At 33.1% G+C, this 19,379-nt stretch carries 21 protein-coding genes; 20 read left to right on the top strand and 1 reads right to left on the bottom strand.

Features of this window, described 5'->3' with window-relative positions:
* Positions 1-38: 38 nt before the first annotated feature.
* The 20 genes from RHO12_07810 (at position 39) to RHO12_07715 (ending at position 18,779) form a co-directional block, all read left to right on the top strand.
* Complete coding sequence (locus RHO12_07810; protein WVD65295.1) at positions 39-1,367, top strand: MFS transporter; 1,329 nt, start codon at positions 39-41, stop codon at positions 1,365-1,367.
* A gap of 356 nt (positions 1,368-1,723) precedes the next feature.
* Positions 1,724-2,554 (top strand): IclR family transcriptional regulator C-terminal domain-containing protein, encoded by an 831-nt coding sequence (locus RHO12_07805; GenBank protein WVD65294.1) that lies wholly within the window; start codon positions 1,724-1,726, stop codon positions 2,552-2,554.
* Between the two features lie 418 nt (positions 2,555-2,972).
* The gene (locus RHO12_07800; protein WVD65293.1) at positions 2,973-3,152 is read left to right on the top strand and encodes a hypothetical protein; all 180 of its coding nucleotides are present in this window, start codon (positions 2,973-2,975) and stop codon (positions 3,150-3,152) included.
* Complete coding sequence (locus RHO12_07795) at positions 3,153-3,791, top strand: hypothetical protein (protein WVD65292.1); 639 nt, start codon at positions 3,153-3,155, stop codon at positions 3,789-3,791.
* Between the two features lie 125 nt (positions 3,792-3,916).
* Entirely contained in the window at positions 3,917-4,192 is a 276-nt protein-coding gene (locus RHO12_07790) for a TrbC/VirB2 family protein (GenBank protein WVD65291.1), read from the top strand.
* A gap of 64 nt (positions 4,193-4,256) precedes the next feature.
* Entirely contained in the window at positions 4,257-7,025 is a 2,769-nt protein-coding gene (locus RHO12_07785) for a VirB4 family type IV secretion/conjugal transfer ATPase (GenBank protein ID WVD65290.1), read from the top strand.
* A gap of 34 nt (positions 7,026-7,059) precedes the next feature.
* Positions 7,060-7,791: a type IV secretion system protein gene (locus tag RHO12_07780; GenBank protein ID WVD65289.1), complete on the top strand. Its 732-nt coding sequence runs from the start codon at positions 7,060-7,062 to the stop codon at positions 7,789-7,791.
* A 9-nt stretch (positions 7,792-7,800) separates the two neighbouring features.
* Positions 7,801-8,211 (top strand): hypothetical protein, encoded by a 411-nt coding sequence (locus tag RHO12_07775; protein WVD65288.1) that lies wholly within the window; start codon positions 7,801-7,803, stop codon positions 8,209-8,211.
* Between the two features lie 36 nt (positions 8,212-8,247).
* On the top strand, positions 8,248-9,132 hold the full coding sequence (locus RHO12_07770) for a type IV secretion system protein (protein WVD65287.1): 885 nt from the start codon (positions 8,248-8,250) through the stop codon (positions 9,130-9,132).
* Positions 9,119-9,280 (top strand): hypothetical protein, encoded by a 162-nt coding sequence (locus RHO12_07765; GenBank protein WVD65286.1) that lies wholly within the window; start codon positions 9,119-9,121, stop codon positions 9,278-9,280. The genes RHO12_07770 and RHO12_07765 overlap by 14 nt, the downstream gene beginning before the upstream one ends.
* A 13-nt stretch (positions 9,281-9,293) precedes the next feature.
* Positions 9,294-9,974, top strand: a complete 681-nt coding sequence (locus RHO12_07760) for a type IV secretion system protein (GenBank protein ID WVD65285.1) — start codon at positions 9,294-9,296, stop codon at positions 9,972-9,974.
* Positions 9,974-10,846 (top strand): P-type conjugative transfer protein VirB9, encoded by an 873-nt coding sequence (gene virB9 / locus RHO12_07755; GenBank protein ID WVD65284.1) that lies wholly within the window; start codon positions 9,974-9,976, stop codon positions 10,844-10,846. The genes RHO12_07760 and virB9 overlap by 1 nt, the downstream gene beginning before the upstream one ends.
* Before the next feature lie 11 nt (positions 10,847-10,857).
* Entirely contained in the window at positions 10,858-11,913 is a 1,056-nt protein-coding gene (gene virB10 / locus RHO12_07750) for a type IV secretion system protein VirB10 (GenBank protein ID WVD65283.1), read from the top strand.
* The gene (gene virB11, locus RHO12_07745; GenBank protein WVD65282.1) at positions 11,910-12,905 is read left to right on the top strand and encodes a P-type DNA transfer ATPase VirB11; all 996 of its coding nucleotides are present in this window, start codon (positions 11,910-11,912) and stop codon (positions 12,903-12,905) included. Before virB10 ends, virB11 begins: the two co-directional genes overlap by 4 nt.
* A gap of 4 nt (positions 12,906-12,909) precedes the next feature.
* A complete protein-coding gene (locus RHO12_07740; protein WVD65281.1) occupies positions 12,910-14,754 on the top strand; it encodes a type IV secretory system conjugative DNA transfer family protein in 1,845 nt (614 codons plus the stop codon).
* Positions 14,755-14,766: 12 nt separating this feature from the next.
* Positions 14,767-14,892, top strand: coding sequence for a hypothetical protein (locus RHO12_07735; protein WVD65280.1), 126 nt, complete (start codon positions 14,767-14,769; stop codon positions 14,890-14,892).
* A gap of 12 nt (positions 14,893-14,904) precedes the next feature.
* Positions 14,905-15,507 carry a TrbM/KikA/MpfK family conjugal transfer protein gene (locus tag RHO12_07730; GenBank protein ID WVD65279.1) on the top strand — a complete coding sequence of 201 codons (603 nt, stop codon included), beginning with the start codon at positions 14,905-14,907 and terminating at the stop codon, positions 15,505-15,507.
* Positions 15,508-15,780: 273 nt separating this feature from the next.
* The gene (locus RHO12_07725) at positions 15,781-16,236 is read left to right on the top strand and encodes a hypothetical protein (GenBank protein ID WVD65278.1); all 456 of its coding nucleotides are present in this window, start codon (positions 15,781-15,783) and stop codon (positions 16,234-16,236) included.
* 11 nt (positions 16,237-16,247) lie between these two features.
* The gene (locus RHO12_07720) at positions 16,248-17,585 is read left to right on the top strand and encodes a zincin-like metallopeptidase domain-containing protein (protein WVD65277.1); all 1,338 of its coding nucleotides are present in this window, start codon (positions 16,248-16,250) and stop codon (positions 17,583-17,585) included.
* Positions 17,586-17,996: 411 nt separating this feature from the next.
* A complete protein-coding gene (locus RHO12_07715) occupies positions 17,997-18,779 on the top strand; it encodes a hypothetical protein (GenBank protein ID WVD65276.1) in 783 nt (260 codons plus the stop codon).
* A 74-nt stretch (positions 18,780-18,853) separates the two neighbouring features.
* On the opposite strand, the gene RHO12_07710 is transcribed toward RHO12_07715, so the two are convergent.
* Positions 18,854-19,204 carry a DUF1622 domain-containing protein gene (locus RHO12_07710; protein ID WVD65275.1) on the bottom strand — a complete coding sequence of 117 codons (351 nt, stop codon included), beginning with the start codon at positions 19,202-19,204 and terminating at the stop codon, positions 18,854-18,856.
* Between the last annotated feature and the right edge of the window lie 175 nt (positions 19,205-19,379).

Genomic DNA, 19,379 nt, shown 5'->3' with positions numbered 1-19,379 from the left:
ATATAAAGCATATCGTTTACCATGGAGAATTACATATCATGAAAGACAAAAAGTATAAAAAAAAACGGAGTAATTATCGTTGGTTTGTCGCGTTTATCTTTTTTCTAGCATATGTTGCCGCTTCTGCAGATAGGGCAAATTTAGGTATAGCTATGCCTTTTATTCGTGAAGAATTTCATATTACTAATACGCAAGCTGGCGGTTTAATTAGTGCTTTTGTACTATTTTATGCGATTTTTCAGTTACCGAGCGCATGGTTATTGCAGAAATTCGGCGTGAGAAAAGTAATTCCCATCGCATTATTCAGTACTTCATTAGTGACATTAGGTATTGGCTTGTCTAATTCATTATTACAGCTACAATTAACCAGAGTTATGTTAGGTCTTGCTGAATCACCGCTCCCTATAGGCGTTACGTCTACTATTAATCAATGGTTTCCTTCCCAAGAAAAAGGGATAGCGACAAGCATTTTTATTGCCGCAGCTAAGTTTGGCCCTGTTATTGTTCCGCCTGTGTGCATCGCCATTGTTGCGATATGGGGATGGCGAGAGATTTTTATATTTTTTGCCATTCCTGGTATTTTGCTTTCCATTGTTTGGTTTATGGGGATCCCAAATTATCCTCATAATACGCGCTTTGTTAATCAGCAAGAGATTGATTATATTGAAGAGAAAATTTCTCATACAGTGCAAAAAGGCAACAAGATACTTTTAATTGAACCGATCCCGGTATTAGATAAGATTATTCGTACGCATAATACCGCACTATTGTCCTCAACAAAAGAGATTTTGCGTTCATGGAACATTATCGGCTGTGGTATCTGTTTTGGTTTCCAAGTGGGCATCACTTATGTGCTGATGGCTTGGCTGCCGACATATTTTTTAGTGGTTAAAAATTTCTCATTGATTGACATGGGGGTTGTATCAAGTGCACCATGGATTGGTGCGATTGTGGGTAATATTCTTGGCGGAATATTATCTGATAAGTTATTAAAAGGTCGACGTAAACCCGGAATGATGCTCTCAGCGTTAACAACTTGCCTTATGATGATGCTAATTATTTTCATTCCAGGCAATGCGCTATATTATGGCTTTGTATTCTTTTTAACTGGTACTTTATTAAATATTGGTTATTCTAACTATTTAGCCTATCCAATGAACGTTGCAAATAAAGACAGATTCCCTTTCGCCTGTGCAATCGTTAGCATGATTGGCCAGTTGGGTGGAACTGCCGCGCCTTTTATTACTGGCGTTATACTTGATCATTGGGGGTGGGATATGATTTTTATTTTTCTTGGTACCATTTCTATATTGACCTTTTTCATTTTGTTTACCATGGCTGAACCACTAAATGTTACGAAACTATAAGTAACTTTAATTGCTCTAAATTTATAAAAAATTTTGATAGTTAATTACCGTAAAAAATAATGCTTATTTTTTATAATAGATTCGATGGTTTCAATATTTCTTATCGTTTTAAGACCCCTAAAGTCTATTTCGCGCTATTTCTCATATATACCAATTTGATTAAAACCGACCTGATTTTAATAGCGTGATTTAATATTGTATATCTCTCTAATACCTGTTGTAACCGAAGTTGAACCAGTTATACAATAATGCTAAAATGTTATTTTTGAAGCAATTCACAAAAAAATTCAAAACTATATTTAAGACTATATTTAAAAATAGTTCGAGAATTTGGATGTCGTCAATTGTAGGTAAAGATGAATAAAAAATCACCATTAGATGTAGACGAAACAGCAGTTGAAAATGACGAATCTCGTAATAGTGAAAATTTTGTTCGCTCTTTTGCTCGAGGCTTAGATGTTATTCGAAGCTTTAATAAAGAAAGATCACTGCAAACGCTAGCAGAGATTGCAACTAATGTTAACTTAGCTAGAGCCGGAGTTAGGCGCTTGCTTTTTACACTAATGTCGTTAGGTTATGTTGAAAAAGAAGGACGGTTTTTCCGCTTAACGCCTAAAATACTCGAACTCGGTTTTTCTTATTTAGCGGGCGTTCCTTTTTTGGAAATGGCTGAGCCAATTGTAACAAAACTAGTTCGGGATGTTGAGGAAGGCTCTTCGATTGCAGCACTTGATGGCTATAATATTGTCTATCTGCTGCGGGTTCAAACACAAAAAATAATGTCACTTAATCTGTCTGTAGGGAGCCGTCTACCGGCCCCGCTCACTGCTCTTGGGCGCGTTTTATTATCAGCGCTTGACGATGAACAATTAGATAAAACGCTTTTGAATTTTATCGAAGACCAAAAAAATAATAATTTATCTAAATTTGAATTTGAACAATTAAAATTGTCTATTTTAAAAGTAAGAGAACAAGGGTGGAGCATTGTTAATCAAGAGATGGAAGTTGGACTTATCGCCTTAGCTGTTCCTATTTTTGGTAAAGATAAGCGTGTTATTGCCGCTATTAATATTTTCAGAATATCAGAAGGTAATCACGAAGAAAGATTAAAAAGCTATCTGCCGGCATTATTACACGCTGCTGAAGAGATCTCAAATCTATCATCCATGAAATATAAGTGCTATTAGAGCACCTGCGCAGTGATCTATTCCTTATTTGATTGGGAATTTTTAGTGACAAAAAGCAGTTTTCGATTAAATTAGATTGCCTTTCAAGTTTTTATGACATATTGGTGCGAAAGGTTCAATCAGATTTTGACTCCAAGAACACCCTCTTTTTTTCCACTGTTATTTTTTACATCATCGCGTTATCAACTTTTGAGTATTATTTAGTGAAAATTGTAGACGTTAGCAAAAATTGGCATTATTTTATCGATGCTAAGATTAATTTTTCCACTCTTTTTCTCTTAAAGGGGGCTATTGTGTAAATAGGAATATAGCGATATTTATAAATTTAAATATAGATAATGTGGAAGTAATGAATAGGGTGAAAAGATGGCTAAATATTAAGAAATTAAAAGGAAACTTAATAAAATAGGAGATTAAGATGGGAAAAAAATTATTTTCAGATATAGCAAAAATTAATGAATGTTTAGGCGATAAATTATCTAAAGAACCGCATTTAGAAAAAATAAATGGGGAGACATGGTATATAAATCCTTTAACGGGGATAAAAAAATTAATTCGTGACAGGAATGGCAATAAAGTAAATGAAATAGGTGATTAGATGAAACAAGCTTATTTTCTGCTGGGTTTAAATGGCGCAGGTAAATCATCGTTAAGAGATTTAGAAAATTTTGACAAAATTACCATTATAGATGCTGATAAAATTCAAAGAGAAACCAATTGTTCTGAAATTGAAGCAGGAAAAAAAGCTATTCATTTATTTCGCGAATGTATTAAAAATAATAAGTCATTTTTGCTTGAGTCTACTTTAACAGGCAATCTAATTTTAAAACAAATTGAGACTGCAAAACAATATAATTATAACGTTAATTGTGTCTATGTTGGCTTAAACTCGTTAAGTGACCATATTGATCGGGTTGCAATTAGAGTTCAAAATGGTGGGCATAATATTCCTATTGAAACAATTGAAAGACGTTATCTAATAAGTTATGGCAATATAAAAAAATTATTTAACCTTTCAAGCTCATTAGCTATTTATGATAATACACAAAACTATGCTAAGCAATTTGAATTAACAAATAATGAAATGAAACGGATCCAAACCCCTCAAAAATGGATTGTTGATCATGTTATCCTTCCTTACACTCACTCTTCATTTAAAGAGTATAGAAACAGAATTGAAGAAAAGCAATCTAATGGTCCCATTTCAAAAATAGTCCAAAGCAAATTATCAAAATAATATTAATTTAACAAAAATTTTCCTTTGAAAATAAATTAAATAATTTACATTTATTACATAGTATTTGTTATCTTTATCGAATATAATTCTGCCGCTTAATTATAATTAAAATAGGAGTATATTTGATGAATAAATTTAGTAAATACTTTTCCCTTCTGTTTATTTTTTGTTATTCCAATATTGCTTTTTGTGCCGGATTGGATCGTGTTAATACATTAATGGATAATGTTCAAGGCGTATTAACAGGTGTTTCTCTGGTATCTGTTACTGTTGCCGTTTTATGGGCAGGTTATAAGATATTATTTGGAGGTCAAACGTTTAGAGAAGTAGCACCAATTTTAATTGGTGGTATTGCAATTGGTGCTGCATCAGAAATTGCAGGGCTCTTTATCAGTAAATAGTTTATTAGCAACAAATAATAAATAAAGAAGGTGGAAACCTCCTTCTTTAAATAAAAAGAGTTTAATGATGAATAAAAATCAGGTTTACAAAGCCTTAACGAGACCGCCGTTAGTATTTGGTGTTCCCATCTCTCCATTGGTGATTGTTTTTTCATTTTGTGCATTACTTGCCATTTATACTAATCTTTTATACTTTATTTTTTTCGTTCCCATTTTTTTTATTCTTAAACTATTAACTAAAATGGACGAAAAAATTTTTCAAATTATTGGTACGAAAATCCATTTATTGCCACAAAAAATAAAGTCATTGCCGATCAAAAGCAAAATTAATGCCTTTTATTATTCAAGTATTAATTATTCAGCACGAAGCAAGTCAAAACTTAATTTAATCAGCGAGTTAAAGATGATAGATATTGAAAAAGCGATTTCATTAAATCAAATAATACCTTACTCAACTCAAATTGATAATGACAAAATAATGGATCGTAATGGTTTTTTATTATCAACATGGGAAATTGAGGGAATTTCTTATGCGCTAAGAGATGACCACAGTTTAGATGCCTATAAAAATAAGCTGAATAGTTTATTTATTACGCTTGCAATTGATAATATTTCTTTTTATTTTCATACGATAAAAGATAACTCAGAAGATAGGTTGGAAGGAAAATTTGAAAATGCGTTTGCTCGAGAAATTAATGATAAGTATTTTCGTTCATTAGAGAACTCTAAAGAATATATGGAATCTAGACTTTTTGTTACCGTTATTTTTAAGAAAAATAGAGCAGAAAAGTTAGCTTATCGAATGGCAAAAGATGAAGATAAAAAAAGTGATATTGAAATGCGTATTCATGATTTTGATGAAAAGTGTAACAGTATTGAGACTATTCTTAATTCTTTTGGGGCAAGAAAGCTTACTTGCTATAAAAAAAATGATCAGTTGTATTCTCAGCAATTAGAATTTTATAACTATTTACTGACCTTTAAAAAACAACCCATTAAAGTACTGAATACCCATATTTATAGCTATCTTGGGGGCGCTGATTACTCAGTTTATAACGGTATTATTAAGGTTATTAAAGGTAATGATATTGCTTATTGCCAATGTATTGAAATTAAAGATTGGGTTTCTTACAGTGAAGCAGGTTTCTTGGATGAGTTAGCTAATTTTCCTGCAAAACTGATTATATCGCAATCTTTTACGCCCCTATCTAAAGCGGAAGCCAGATCAACTATAATTAAACAAATAAAACAACTAAAATCAGCGGATGATGATGCTGTACAACAACGGGCCGATCTAGAAGTTGCGTTAGAACAATTAATTAATGGTGATTTTGTTTTAGGTTCTCATCATTTTTCCGTTTTTTTATTCGCTAATTCCGAAGAAGAACTCAGTAAAATTATTAACTTATTTAATGCCAAAATGGCAGATTTAGGTTTTATTACTGCAATTAATCGTCTTGCCGTTGAAGAGAGTTTTTTTTCGCAGCTACCCAGTAATTTTAAGTTTAGGCAGCGTTTAAGTGATATTACCAGTATTAACTTCGCAGATTTTAACTCATTACATAATAACCCAATTGGTAAACAACAAAATAATGCTTGGGGAGAAGCTGTTACAGTATTTAAAACTAATGCTAACCAGCCATATTATTTTAATTTTCACCAATCTAAACAAGGTCGTGATGATTTTGGTGAGATGGTGCTTGCTCATACCTTGGTTATCGGTAAATCAGGGACAGGTAAAACAATGACGCTTGATTTTTTATTAACTCAGTTAATGAAATTTAGTGTTGAGAGTTCATTCCCCCAAAAGTCAGAAAACAAAAAATTTACCGCATTCTTTTTTGATAAAGACTACGGGGCAAAAATTGCGGTTAAAGCATTAGGTGGGGTATATAACGAGTTAAAACTCGGTCAGCCAACTCATTTTAATCCATTTATGCTTGATAGTAGCGATGACAATATCATTTTTTTAAATGAGCTTATACAAATGCTTGCTTACGGTGAAGACGTCCCTTCAATATCAATAAAAAATAAAATTAATTTAGCGGTTAACTCACTAATGAACATGGCAAAAGAGGAGAGAACTTACCCAATATCAAGGTTGCTACAAAGTATACAAGAAGATAATGATGATAATAGCCTTTTAAAGCGATTAACTATTTGGTCGAATGGTAATGCTAATGGTTGGGTTTTTGATAATGAATTTGATAGTTTAAATTTTGATATAGCGCCGCTTTTTGCCTTTGATGGTACTGAAATTTTAGACAAAAAAGAGATTGTATCTCCCATCTCTTTCTATTTGCTTTATCGAATTAGGCAAATTCTAGATGGTCGGCGATTACCGATTATTATGGATGAATTTTGGATGTGGCTTAACTCACCAAGTTTTGAGCCATTTATTAAAGATGGGCTAAAAACATTCCGTAAGCTAAATGCATTTATGGTTTTTGCAACCCAGTCGCCTGATGAGGTATTGCGTAGCAGCATTGCAAGAACCATTGTAGAGCAGATAGAAACATTTCTATTTTTACCTAATGCAAAAGCTGATTTTGACCAATATACCAAGCAATTACAAGTAAGCGAAAAAGAGTACAAAATTATTAAAAATTTGGCCGATGATAGTCGCCAGTTCTTAATTAAAAAAGCAGATGATCCGTCGGTGGCTCGAGGTAACTCTGTATTAGCTAAAATTGATTTAGGCGGATTAGGTAAAGGTAACTTAAAAATTTTATCTGCTTCCATGGACAATATTACAATTATGGAAAAAGCCATTAAAGAAGTCGGTAATAATCCCGACGATTGGATTCCTATTTTCAAAGATAAATGTGTTTAACTAAATTAAAATTATAAAATGAGAGAGGCTAATAATGAAAAAAATAATTGGTTTATTGGTTTTATTCAGTGGTTATGCGTTTAGCTCTGGTATTCCCACTGTAGATTTAGCGCAATTAGCACAACGTGAAGCTGAATTTCTTCAACAGATTGATCACTGGCAAAAGCAAATAAGTCAGTATAAAGAAAATTATGACATGTTTGAAAAGCAATATAAGCAAGCTCAAGAGCAATATAAAAGTTTGACGGGCATCCGAGATTTGAGCAGTGCATTAAGCTATTTAAACTCTCAAAGTTGGAATATGGATGATTTAACTAAATGGCTTTCCGAACCTGACAAAATATTAAATGCTGGCTTTGATAGTTTAACCACTGAACTTAGAACGAAAGTTACTGAATTAGGTTTCGGGGAGATGTGTAACTACAAAAATTCAGATAATGATGCGCAATACAGCTATAAATTGCGTAAGAACTGTGAAGGTCGAGTAGTTATTAGCCTCTTACAAAGTGCTAAATATGAAGGATTAGTTAGGGAAAGAAACAAGCAAGATAAAAAATTAGCAGAGCAAATGAAAGAGATTGCACAGTCTAAAGATTCTAAGCAAAGTGCTGATTATACTAACCAATTACTCGGTCAATTAATTCAACATCAAGTTAAATTGCAACGAATGGTAGAAGATAACGAATCACAAAAAAATTCAGAAAGACTTCAAAATTTAAAAGAAGAAGCCGACTTTAAAGCGTGGTTATCACAATATGAAAAATAAGGATTTAAAATGAAAAAAATAATATTAACCGCAATAATTACTTCCGTAATCAGTTTTAATACATGGGCTTCTATTACACCAGAGCAATTATGTCAGGAATACCAAGACGGAAATAGCTCACTGGTATTAAAAAAATACAAAGGTAAAGTCATTAAAGATACAGGAAAAATTGAAGTATTTTATAACGATGGTAACGGCATAACAACACCATTTATTTCGCTTTCAACTGAGATAAAAAATGAAGAACTAAATGTTAACCTATCAGGGTTTAAAAATATTACCAATGAAACAGAAGATGAATATATTAATTTAGATGGTCAAACTAAAACTATTTCGGTAAGGATTAATGATATTAAATCGGAATATTTTTTTGGTAAATTTGATTGTCAAATCAATGGTGATTTAGTTGATTTTTACTAAAAAAACACATTGGATAATTAAAGAAAGAGGTAACTGATGCAATTTAGATTATTTCAAATGATGGGCAAGGAAATAAAAGACATGATGCAAGCTAGTGTGGATGCGGTTTCTGCTAATTGGGTTGCTCAGCTTATTCATTTTAGTTCTATTTGTATTACGATTTATATTATTTTTTATGGATATCTTATTCTTGCTGGAAAAATACAAGAGCCAGTCAAAGAGCTGGTTTGGAATCTTGCTCGTTTCGCCCTAGTGATCGGTATTTTGCAAAGCTATAGTACCTATTTGGAATTGATTACAGGGGCTGTAGATGAGTTAAGATTATTTGTTACTAATACAGAAAAAGGTGTGACTATTTATGCCAGTATGGATGACAAATTTATTAAATTAGGTGACGTTTATGCCACTATTTTAAAAAAAATTGGTTGGGATCCTCGGACTTGGGTAACTGGAATAGTGCAAATGATCTTTTCAGCCGTATTAGTCGTTGGGACTGTTATATATTGTGTTTCAGTGCTTGCAAGTGAACTGACAATAACTGCTTTGCTTGCAATATTTCCTCTCTTTTTATTTTGTTATATGTGGGGATGGTTTAAAGAAATGTTTGCTATGTGGATTCAGGCGGTTATCAGCGTTATTTTATTTTGTTTATTTATTTCATTATTTATTGAAATTGGTTACAAAATCGCAACTAAGAGCCTTGAAATGGATCAGTCTGTAGGTGTTTATGGTTGCTTTGGTATGCTTGTGGCTGGAGTTATTGTTCTTGGTGGTAGCCGAATTTCAATATCATTAGCGGATTCTTTATCTAAAGTATCTATTAATCACACAACAGGAACGGGAGAGCGGGTTGGGCAAGCAGGGAAATTAGCATTCAATGCATGGCGAGCTAAAAAGAAGGGGCCAGATGATGGAGTTTAGAAATGTAGTAGTTTTATTAATTGCGTTAATTTTAATAGGGTGTACTAGTAATAAGCAGCAAACTAGCTGGAATGATTTAGAAAATATTCAACAGAGACCCGTTAATAATGATATCCCTAAAATCGAATCAGAAATTTTGAATAAATAGGTACAAATTAAAGATGGAAAATAAAAAAATAAAAAAAGAAAAAGGTGAATTTTCAAAAGCAAGGGAGTTTGAAGAGGACAAAGAATATCTATTTAAACGTAGTGAAAAAAGAGCATGGATAGTTGCAATTTCTGCCATTATTTTACTGGTCATTTCATGGTTAATTTTACTTTTTACTTTACCATTAAAGGAAGTGATGCCTTACGTCATTCAGGTGAATGAGAAGACAGGTATCCCTGATGTTATCACGGTAACTGATCCTATTGATATTAGAGCCAGCGAGGCATTAGATAAGTATTTTGTAAATACCTATATTCAAGATCGAGAAAGTTACACCTATCAGACGATTCAACAGAATTATGTTTTAACACAACTTTACTCGGATGATAAAGTTAAAGCAGATTATTTGGCTTTTATGAACACCGATAATGCACCTGATAGAGTAATGAGAAAAGGAACAATCGGCGTTAAGGTTAATTCAATTATTTTAGATAATTTGAATGGTTCTAGTATTGCAACGGCTAGAATTGTTAAAACCTATTCTACAGATCGTAATGAAATTTATACTAGGAATTTTGTAATAAAACTTGCATTTGAGTACTTACCTAAACAAAAAATACAACTAAGTTATCGTCTTGAAAACCCGTTAGGTTTTCAAATAACTAGTTATCAGATTGTGGAGGAAAATATTTAATGAAAAAGCTACTTATTTTATTATTTTGGGGAGCTATTGCTTTAAATGCTCAGGCGTTAGAGGTGCCTAAGTCATCTAAGTATGATACTCGAATGCAATCACTAAGCTATAACGCTCAAGATGTAGCACAAATTAGAGCTAAAACGGGGTACGTAACGGCGATTAATTTTGACCTTGATGAAGTTATTATCAATGTTGCTATAGGCTTTAATGCTGGCTGGGAAGCAGTGGAAACTGGTAATAAAATTTTTTTAAAAGCCATTGCCTATAAGTACGATAATGATAATTTTATTGAACCATCTAGCGAGGAATGGAAAACCAATATGCTTGTTACGACAAATAAGCGGTTTTACGTGTTTAACTTGACGCTAACAGATTTGCACGATGAACAAAAAGATAATGCTTTTTTAGTCTCATTTAATTATCCGAACGAAAAGAAAATGGAGAAAAATGAAAATCTTAAATTGCAAACAGAAAAATTTATTCAGCAGAAACAAGATGAATACGTTAAAAGCTGGCTTAATAAAACCTCATCTGTCCGTAATTGGAATTATTTTATGCAAGTAGGAAAAAAAGCGGAAAGTATTACCCCTGATTTTGCTTATGATGATGGAGTGAGGACCTTTTTCGGTTTTTCTAGCGATAAAAAAATTCCTGCTATTTTTGGTTATGAAGGCGATCAAGAGGTTATGACTAACATATCTACGCGTAATGTAGACAAATACGTTATTGTTCTTGTTCACAATAATTATGAGCGGTTTATTTTGAGAAGTGGTAATCAAGTAGTAGGTGTCACTAATAAAAGCTTTGGTAAGATTAAAACAAATAATTCACCAGTCATTAATGATCATGTCGAACGAATCATAAAATAAGGATAATAAACATGAGCATAACAACTGAAACAGCAGGTAAAAAAGGTAAAAAAAATAATATGGTAGCTTTATTTTTTATTATTTTTGCCGTTTTAGTTTTAGGGTTTTTATCCTATAAACTATTTTCTAAAACTACACAATCTGAAAAAACACAAGAACCACAAGAACAAACTATCGTTGTACAAGAAAAAATCTTTGATTTCAAAGATCCCATTGAACCTAATATAGCCCCCCAAGAATCTAATAATGATGATAAAAATATAGATATGGGGTTTATCGGTACTGCAAATCCAACATTTTATGCTCCAAAAGTATCTCGTTCAGGCTCAGGAGGAGCACTTATCATCAACAAGGAAACTAGTATTGGTCAAAATGGCAACAATAAATATTCTGGTGGTTCTGAGCCATTTATTACTGAAGATAAACAGGATATGTTTGTGAGTGAGTCGCAAAATTTTAAGGCAAGCAGCGCGCTTAAAGGTAATTATGATAGCAATTTATTACTTGAGCAAGGCACTTATATTCCCTGTGTATTAAGGCAGCGTTTAATCTCAAATGTAGGAGGGCAAATAAGCTGTACAGTATCAAGTAATGTGTTGTCAAAAAGTGGTAATGTGGTATTGCTTGAAAAAGGTACTATGATAATGGGAATGTACAAATCTGCAGGGGTTTCGAGAGGTAGTAACCAAATTTTTGTTATTTGGCAACAGGCACGAACCGCCAGTAATTTAGTGGTTAATCTAGATAGTGGTTCAACGGATGAATTAGGAGCAAACGGGTTAACAGGGTGGGTCGATCAGCATTTTTGGGAGCGATTCGGTAATGCAATCGTGGTTAGTATGATTGCTGATGTTAGCGTAGCAGCAAGTACCCAACTGCAAAAATCAAATAGCCAAAACTATCTTCAGAACACCCAAAACGATGGATCCAACATCGCATCAAGTATTATTGAAAAAATGGGTGATATAGCTCCAACACTGTATAAAAATCAAGGTGATAAAGTAGGGGTATTTGTCGCTCGTGATATTGATTTTAGCTCTGTATATGCGCTAAGGTTGAACAAATGATAGATAAAGGGAGCACGTTAAACAGCTATACAAAAAGACTATTTGGTGAAATATTTGTTGATCAACATATTACCGAAATTGTGGTCAATAAAATAGGGGAAATTTGGATTGAAAGAGAAAGTATTTGGCAACGAATAAAGAGTGAAAGCGTAACAGCCGAAAATCTAATTTATTTTGCTAACTCTGCTGCAGCATTTTCAAATAACACGCTCAATGGTCAAACGCCAATTTTATCCTCAACCATGCCTCACGGTGAAAGGTTGCAAATTATTATGCCGCCAGCCTGCGATGATAGTCAATTTTCAATTACGATACGGAAGCCAAATGACCGAATTTTTTCATTAAATGATTTTAAAGAAAAAGGGTTTTTCGATCAGGTCGTTATTGGTGAGTATATTGATGAAAATAACAGAAACCTTAATGGTTTTTTATCGCAAAAAGATTATCAATCTTTTTTTGAGTTAGCGGTAAGCTGTGGCACTAAAAATATCGTCATTGCAGGGGCAACTGGCAGTGGTAAAACAACCTTTATGAAATCGCTGGTTGTCCATATTCCACATGATGAACGATTAATTACGATTGAAGACGTTAGGGAAATTAAAAGTGATGTCCATCAGAATATGGTTAATCTTTTATATCCGTCAGAAAAGCAAGATATTGTGAGTCCAACCAAACTGCTAAAGTCTTGTTTACGTATGAAACCCGACCGAATATTGCTAGCAGAGCTCCGAGGTGGTGAAACATTCGATTATATTAATGTGATTTCAAGTGGTCATGGCGGAAGTTTAACCTCTATTCATGCTGGATCTTATGATGAGGCGGTACGTCGCCTTGTCTCTATGGCAATGCAAAATGAGACCGGACAAAATGTGCCCTATGAAACATTAAAAGAAATTATATTGCAAGCAATTGATGTTATTGCCATTATTGAAAATCACAAAGGTAAGCGATGTATCAAATCATTGCATTTTAAAGATTATAAGGAGGGTTAGCATAATGATTTTTTTGAAAAATAAGACACCTCGAGAAAAAACACAGATTATTGTCATTATTGTATTCGTCTCTATATGCACTTATTTACTTTCCAACTTATTCGTGATTGGTTGGTTTATCCCTGAAAATGGTTTAACTGGGCTAACAAAACTCGTTTATGGGGCACGTTTTATCTATGCAAATTTTAGTCTAACGCTAACCTCATCAGTATTGCTTTCAACTTACTCTTATGTAGGGATAACCTCTTTGTTATTGTCATTGGTGCTCGTGTTAATTATTGCCTCTATCCTCTATTTCTTGCATAAAAAACGTCAAGAAGGGAATAATTTACACGGGCAGGCTCAATGGAGTAATGAAAAAGAAATAAAAAATCAGAAGCTTATGAGTAGCGAGGGAGTGTTAGTCGGGCTTCGCAATGGAAAGCCGCTTTATTTTGGTGGCCAAGAATTTGTTTCATTGGGGGCGCCTACTCGTTCGGGAAAAGGGACGGGGATCGTTATCCCAAACCTAATGACGTTTGCGAATTCTCTGGTCGTGCTAGATATTAAAAAAGAATGCTTTGATTATACATCGAAGTATCGTAAAGAAATTCTTGGGCAAGATGTTTACTTATTCAATCCTTTTAGCTATGAAACACATTGTTATAATCCGTTGCTTTATCTTAATTTTGATAGCCCTAAAATAGAATTAGACATACAAGGTATTGCCAACTCACTTTATCCTTTAACCGGCGGAAATAACGATTTTTTTACTGGTGAGGGGAAATCAATTTTTATCGCCATTGTTTATTTGTACGGCAGACTTTATTATAATTTTAGACTGGCTAAAAGCTATACCTTAACAACGATTGCAGGCGCATTAAACGGCGTTGACCTTATTAATGAAAAAGGTCAAGAAGAGAAAGTGCCTCTTGAGCTCGCTGTTGAAATTGCCTATTCGCTTAACTGGTTACCTGACACAATTTATAACCTTTTTACGTCATTTTTTACTCAAAAAGAAGCGGAAAGCCAGTTTGCTGGAGTTAAAACATCATTTGAAACCGCATTAAAACCATTCAATAACCAAGTAATTGAACATGCAACCAGCCGTAATGACTTTGATTTCAGGGAACTAAGACGCAAAAAAATTACACTTTATTTAGTGATTAATCCAGAAGATCTAATCTCTGCTCGGCCAATATTAAATTTATTCTTCTCTCAATTGCTTTTTGAAAATATTAAGCAAGGATTACCAGACCAAAATCCTGATCTAAAACACAACGTGTTATTACTGATGGATGAATTTACCTCTATTGGTTTTATGGAGCAATACCAATTATCCGTTAGCTATATGGCAGGGTATAACTTGCGTAGTTTAATTATTTATCAAAATGAGGCGCAATTAAAGGAAAATAAACCATTAGGATACGGGGAGAATGGGGCAAGTACATTACTTGAAAATCATACTTGTAACATTATTTATCGACCTAAGAACCCAAAAATTGCAGATGAAATATCAAAACGTATCGGAAATATTACCACTAAACAAAATAATCGATCAATTAGTAAAAAAGATGTATCACGAAGCGAAAATGTAACAGCTAGAGCATTAATCTTACCGCAAGAGATTATGGATCTCGATGATGATGAAGAGATCATTTTATGTAATAAAGTTAAAATAAAATGTAAAAAAGCAAACTACTTTTCAACACCTGAGCTAGTTGCAAAATTTAAAGCTGTATCTCCAAGCCTTTGTGCGACTAGAGGGAATCCTAGCAAATTTGATTACGATAGAGCCGTGCAACAGGGTGAGCTTTCGATCAAACTGCCCAAAGCTATTATGAAAAATAACACTAATAATTTATTTTAAAAGGAAATCTAAATGAAATTAAAATTAATTTTGATTTTTTTTGTTTTGTCGCTAGTAGGATGTTCGTCAGCGCCGAATCCTACCGCTTATCCAGCAAAAAGTAAAGCGATCCCTATTAATCAACCAAACCAATACTAATAAAGGAGTAAAATGATGAAAAAGTTAATCGGTTTTTTAAGTTTAGCCATGATTGTAACGGCGAATTCAGCCTATGCAGAAAACAATAACAATGAGCTAACCGGCGATACCAAACTAGCTTGTGAAGCGCTACTTTGCTTATCTTCATCAACAAGGCCCACTGAATGCGCCGCATCACTAGCTCGTTATTTTGGCATTAAAGACCCCAAAAAATGGGCCAAGACGGTAATTAAAAGAAAGAATTTTTTAAAACTCTGCCCAACATCTGATGATAATCAGATAAATCCAATTGTAGAAAATATCATTGATGACGTAACGCCGATCAGAACAGATTGTACTGCAGAGGAGTTCAATAAATTGGTGGAAAAAACTATACGTCGAGAGCGTTCAGAAGATGGCATAGTGTCAACAACCTATTATAGAACAAAGACGACGGTACCTGATTACTGTGAAAATCTTGCTAAAAAATCCTATCTTGATGTTAAACTTCCTACTTACAGCTGTAGTGGCAACTATTACAAGGATGAAGATTGGAAAAATGGATTTTATACCGCCCGAGGGCAAAATGGAAAAGTTCAAAAATTTGAAATAGCAAAAAACTGTTGGGTTAATTAATTAGCAAAATTTAATAGTAATACGATGTTTTAAATAGAAGGGCTGCTTTTTTAGGTAGCTCTTTTGGGAATACATATCGAACTATTTTTTATATTAAAAGCTATGACAATCAATATGCTTAAGGTATGTTAAAAGTGATTAAACCAATGACTTAATACCGCCACGGTATTATGAAGACTGATATTCGTAATACCGTTTATTTATCAAGGTCGTACAGCAAATATTTTGGTAACGATAACTCGCCGCTTATCTGAATATTAAGGGAAAATTGAAATGAACAGTGAAAAATTAAATACGCAATTAAAAAAAATAGAGAGTGAGCTAGATATTAGTTCGACGGAGAGCGGAACACAAGCAAAACTCTCATTTTGTTTTTCCCCTTTTAGTTTGCCACTTGGTAGCCGAGATCCTGACTTCAAAGATATTGAGTACTTTCAAATTTATTTTATCGGGCTTGCTGATGCGCTTAAAAATAGAAAAATTGATCTACATCAATACGCTGATTATCGATACAAATTACTATCTATTTTTAATAAAAAAATCACGTTATCTCAACAAGCTTTACCTAACCTACTTTTTGACTTAGAAGAGAATATAGAAGAGGACACTGAATTAACCGAAGTAGATAGTCAATTAAAGGCATTATATAGAGAACTATATAACAAGGACTTCATGAGTAAAGAGTATTTAGATTGCGAAATCAAACGTTGGTCTAGTGTCCGCTACTAATGGATGAAAACATGATGCAAGATGAAATTAAAGAGGCTTATAGTGAATTTGCGGCAATTGTTAATGATTATAATGCGTTAAGAAAAAAACTAAGCAACAACCAGGAAGAGCTTCATAAAAGGGAGAATGAAAGCATAATACATCTAGTTGAAAGCGAACAAAATACGCCGTATTGTGCGATTACTAAGAAGGATTTTGGCGAACCTACTAACCACTATTTATCTTTTTTTCCTTTTGATAGCAACTGCTGGGTTGATCTTGATACCGCTAAATCAAACGGATTATCCTTGAAAGATGAAGCCCAAGTATGTCGGCTGCGATTAGGCGAGAATCAAGACAAGTACTTTATTAACTATGAGCAGCTAAATGAAGAATCCAAGCAAAAAATAACGCTAAAATCTGTAAGTAGTGACTTAACCAAAACATGGCAAAATATACCAGAATTAGATCATTTCATAAAAAATATAGGTGTTAAAATATACAAAAATGCGTATAAAACACCATTTTGTCTGAATAGCAAAGTTCATATGTTACCCGATAATCAATTCAAAAATGCCGAGCAGTATTATTCCGTTTTATTTCATGAGATAGCACATGCAACAAGTAAAGAACTAAATAGAAATAGTGTTGATATGAAAAATGATTCTCTTAACAAAATCAACTATAACAAGGAAGAGCTGGTCGCAGAATTTAGTTCATACTCAATTTTAAAAAAACTTGGAATGGAAGATAAATTAGCTACCGCTATGTATTTAGATAGCTATCTACGTAGTAGCATGAAGGAATCTCACAACATTGAATTACTTACCGGAAAAGTTAGCTTACAGGAACATGTAAAATATGCGGCAGAAGAATCAATAAAAGTTATTAACTTAATTGATCGTAGAGTGAAAGAAAATCGCATTGAGCAAAATAAAACCTTTGATTTAAAAGATATTTCTAATTTCCTAAACAATCCAAATGAGCGTTCAAATCTTGTTAAGTTATTAGAAAACAGAGCACAAAATCCTAACGAATTTAATGCAGTATTAAAAAATTATATCATTGAGGCAACAAAAGAAAATACAGGATTGAATCCCCCTGATAACGTTAAATCTTACTTTGCAAATAAGACCAATGAAGAAAAGCAGCAACAATTTCCAGAAATAGTCATCGATAAAATTAACAAAAAAGCCGCTGAAGTTTTACAACAAGCAAGGGTCGAAAATGATAATAGTAAAGAGATTCAGACGCTAAAAAATAGCTACCTTGCAACAAGTAACCATTGCTTTAAACAACATAAAGCAATGAATCTAAAAAAAATTGAAAAAAATAATAGCGTAACCAAAGGACAAGAAATGAAAATGTAATTCTGAATTAAATGAGAATTACATTTCGTCGTCAATCATACAGCTCATTGTGGACACACACCTTACTAAATGTTAAAACAGAAGTTAAATTTTCAAACTAATAATATCAGCCTAGGTTCTGAGTGACACAGTGGTCGAACACCAATGGAAACATTACTTGATGGAAAACGAATCTGGGAAGAGAAAAATTTGAACCAGATTTAACCTGACAGTTACCTCTTAATTTTATTGTCTGAAAATGTGTTGCCATTCCAATCAATTATCTTATAAAAATATAATAAAGAGGGGGGGGTTTGTTAATATCCTTTGCTTATGCCATACTAATTATTAAGATAACAAGTTGTATAACTAGAAAAATTACTGATAAATTAATTAATTGATGACTGTATAAACAGATAGTAGGATCACAATATGTCTACTTTGTTAAAGCATTTAAACAATACTACAATCAGTTCCTTCCTACTATTTTCCATTACCTTAGCGCTATTATTAATTGCCTGTTATGGAGGTAAATACCTCTTTCAGCGTCGGCAAGGGAAAGATAATCTAGGTGATACTGAAACAAGTATTGTGCTTGGTGCTATTTTATCATTACTGGCATTAATGATCGGTTTTGTATTATCGATCTCGATTCAAGGCTTTGATGAACGGCAGAAAACGGAACAAAACGAGGCAATCGCGATTGGCTCTGCATACCAATATAGCAAACTGTTGGACGCCGAAAACCAAATACAAGTACGGCAATTATTAGATCAATATCTAGCCGTTAGGATTGATTTTTTCTTGGCAGATCCCAATGAATCAATTACTGATATTAAAAGACACTCATTAGCATTGCAATCACAAGTATGGGATATTATTATTGGCTTAAATAAGCAACCAAGCAAAATAGATTTATCCTTGGTTATGAGTGCTTATAATGAGCTTTATTCATCACAACAAAAGACCTATGCAAGCTGGAAAGTGAAAATTCCAAATGCTGCGTGGCTATTACTCATCACCTTTGCTTTTTCTACCAATATGCTAATTGGTTATAATATTCGCGGTATGAAAGGGCATAATTGGTTGATATTAATTTTACCTATATTAACAACATTAGCACTATTTATTATTGCCGATATTGATACGCCTGGTGAGGGAATTATTAACTTTACCCCAGATAATTTATTATCAATTAAACAGTCATTAGCATAAATATATTTAGTCTGTAAATTATAATATTTGTTTGCGCGAGTTTATTCTACGCAAATAAATATTATATACTGTCGTTATTCAGCTCTATTGCTTTTTTCTGCTGCGAGTTCTTTCGCGAGAAAATAATTTAAAAAAGTACGAATAACGGCAATTACGGCTAATCGAATTAAACTTTCGGTATCTGGCTCAACGGTTGTTATTAATATGTCAGCGGCAAGTTGGAATTCGAGTGCCGTTGCCAGCCCATTACCAAAAACCAGCCTAATTTTCGATCCACTTTGCGCAACTTTTTCACACCAATTATTGAACATTAATAATAAGGTTTTTAGCGTTGCGATTAGTATACATATTACCGAAATAGCTTCTAATAAAAATTGTAAATAGCCAACAAAATCAGTCAAGTATATGCGCAAAATATCTAACATATTCATTCTCATTTAGGTATGTAAGTTAGTCGATTTTATCATTTTTAGTGATAAAAGCCTTTGATTTTTATTTTAAAACTCTCTGGATAGTACGATAAAATTAACTTTACGTGTATTAGCTCAAACTTAAATTAATACAACAGCAAAATTCTACGCCGAACTTCCATTAAACATG

It is taken from the genome of Orbaceae bacterium lpD02 (assembly GCA_036251875.1).
GTDB lineage: Bacteria > Pseudomonadota > Gammaproteobacteria > Enterobacterales > Orbaceae > Orbus > Orbus sturtevantii.
This window is presented reverse-complemented; position numbering and strand designations above follow the sequence as displayed.

Bases quoted from the DNA above. Each gene is read 5' to 3' on its own strand.
- RHO12_07785 (WVD65290.1), top strand. From the start codon at position 4,257: ATGATGAATAAAAATCAGGTTTACAAAGCCTTAACGAGACCGCCGTTA.
- RHO12_07760 (WVD65285.1), top strand. From the start codon at position 9,294: ATGGAAAATAAAAAAATAAAAAAAGAAAAAGGTGAATTTTCAAAAGCA.
- RHO12_07775 (WVD65288.1), top strand. From the start codon at position 7,801: ATGAAAAAAATAATATTAACCGCAATAATTACTTCCGTAATCAGTTTT.
- RHO12_07810 (WVD65295.1), top strand. From the start codon at position 39: ATGAAAGACAAAAAGTATAAAAAAAAACGGAGTAATTATCGTTGGTTT.
- virB9 (WVD65284.1), top strand. From the start codon at position 9,974: ATGAAAAAGCTACTTATTTTATTATTTTGGGGAGCTATTGCTTTAAAT.
- virB10 (WVD65283.1), top strand. From the start codon at position 10,858: ATGAGCATAACAACTGAAACAGCAGGTAAAAAAGGTAAAAAAAATAAT.
- RHO12_07715 (WVD65276.1), top strand. From the start codon at position 17,997: ATGTCTACTTTGTTAAAGCATTTAAACAATACTACAATCAGTTCCTTC.
- RHO12_07725 (WVD65278.1), top strand. From the start codon at position 15,781: ATGAACAGTGAAAAATTAAATACGCAATTAAAAAAAATAGAGAGTGAG.
- RHO12_07805 (WVD65294.1), top strand. From the start codon at position 1,724: ATGAATAAAAAATCACCATTAGATGTAGACGAAACAGCAGTTGAAAAT.
- RHO12_07765 (WVD65286.1), top strand. From the start codon at position 9,119: ATGATGGAGTTTAGAAATGTAGTAGTTTTATTAATTGCGTTAATTTTA.
- RHO12_07780 (WVD65289.1), top strand. From the start codon at position 7,060: ATGAAAAAAATAATTGGTTTATTGGTTTTATTCAGTGGTTATGCGTTT.
- RHO12_07735 (WVD65280.1), top strand. From the start codon at position 14,767: ATGAAATTAAAATTAATTTTGATTTTTTTTGTTTTGTCGCTAGTAGGA.
- RHO12_07795 (WVD65292.1), top strand. From the start codon at position 3,153: ATGAAACAAGCTTATTTTCTGCTGGGTTTAAATGGCGCAGGTAAATCA.
- RHO12_07730 (WVD65279.1), top strand. From the start codon at position 14,905: ATGATGAAAAAGTTAATCGGTTTTTTAAGTTTAGCCATGATTGTAACG.
- RHO12_07800 (WVD65293.1), top strand. From the start codon at position 2,973: ATGGGAAAAAAATTATTTTCAGATATAGCAAAAATTAATGAATGTTTA.
- RHO12_07790 (WVD65291.1), top strand. From the start codon at position 3,917: ATGAATAAATTTAGTAAATACTTTTCCCTTCTGTTTATTTTTTGTTAT.
- RHO12_07740 (WVD65281.1), top strand. From the start codon at position 12,910: ATGATTTTTTTGAAAAATAAGACACCTCGAGAAAAAACACAGATTATT.
- RHO12_07710 (WVD65275.1), bottom strand. From the start codon at position 19,204: ATGTTAGATATTTTGCGCATATACTTGACTGATTTTGTTGGCTATTTA.
- RHO12_07720 (WVD65277.1), top strand. From the start codon at position 16,248: ATGATGCAAGATGAAATTAAAGAGGCTTATAGTGAATTTGCGGCAATT.
- RHO12_07770 (WVD65287.1), top strand. From the start codon at position 8,248: ATGCAATTTAGATTATTTCAAATGATGGGCAAGGAAATAAAAGACATG.
- virB11 (WVD65282.1), top strand. From the start codon at position 11,910: ATGATAGATAAAGGGAGCACGTTAAACAGCTATACAAAAAGACTATTT.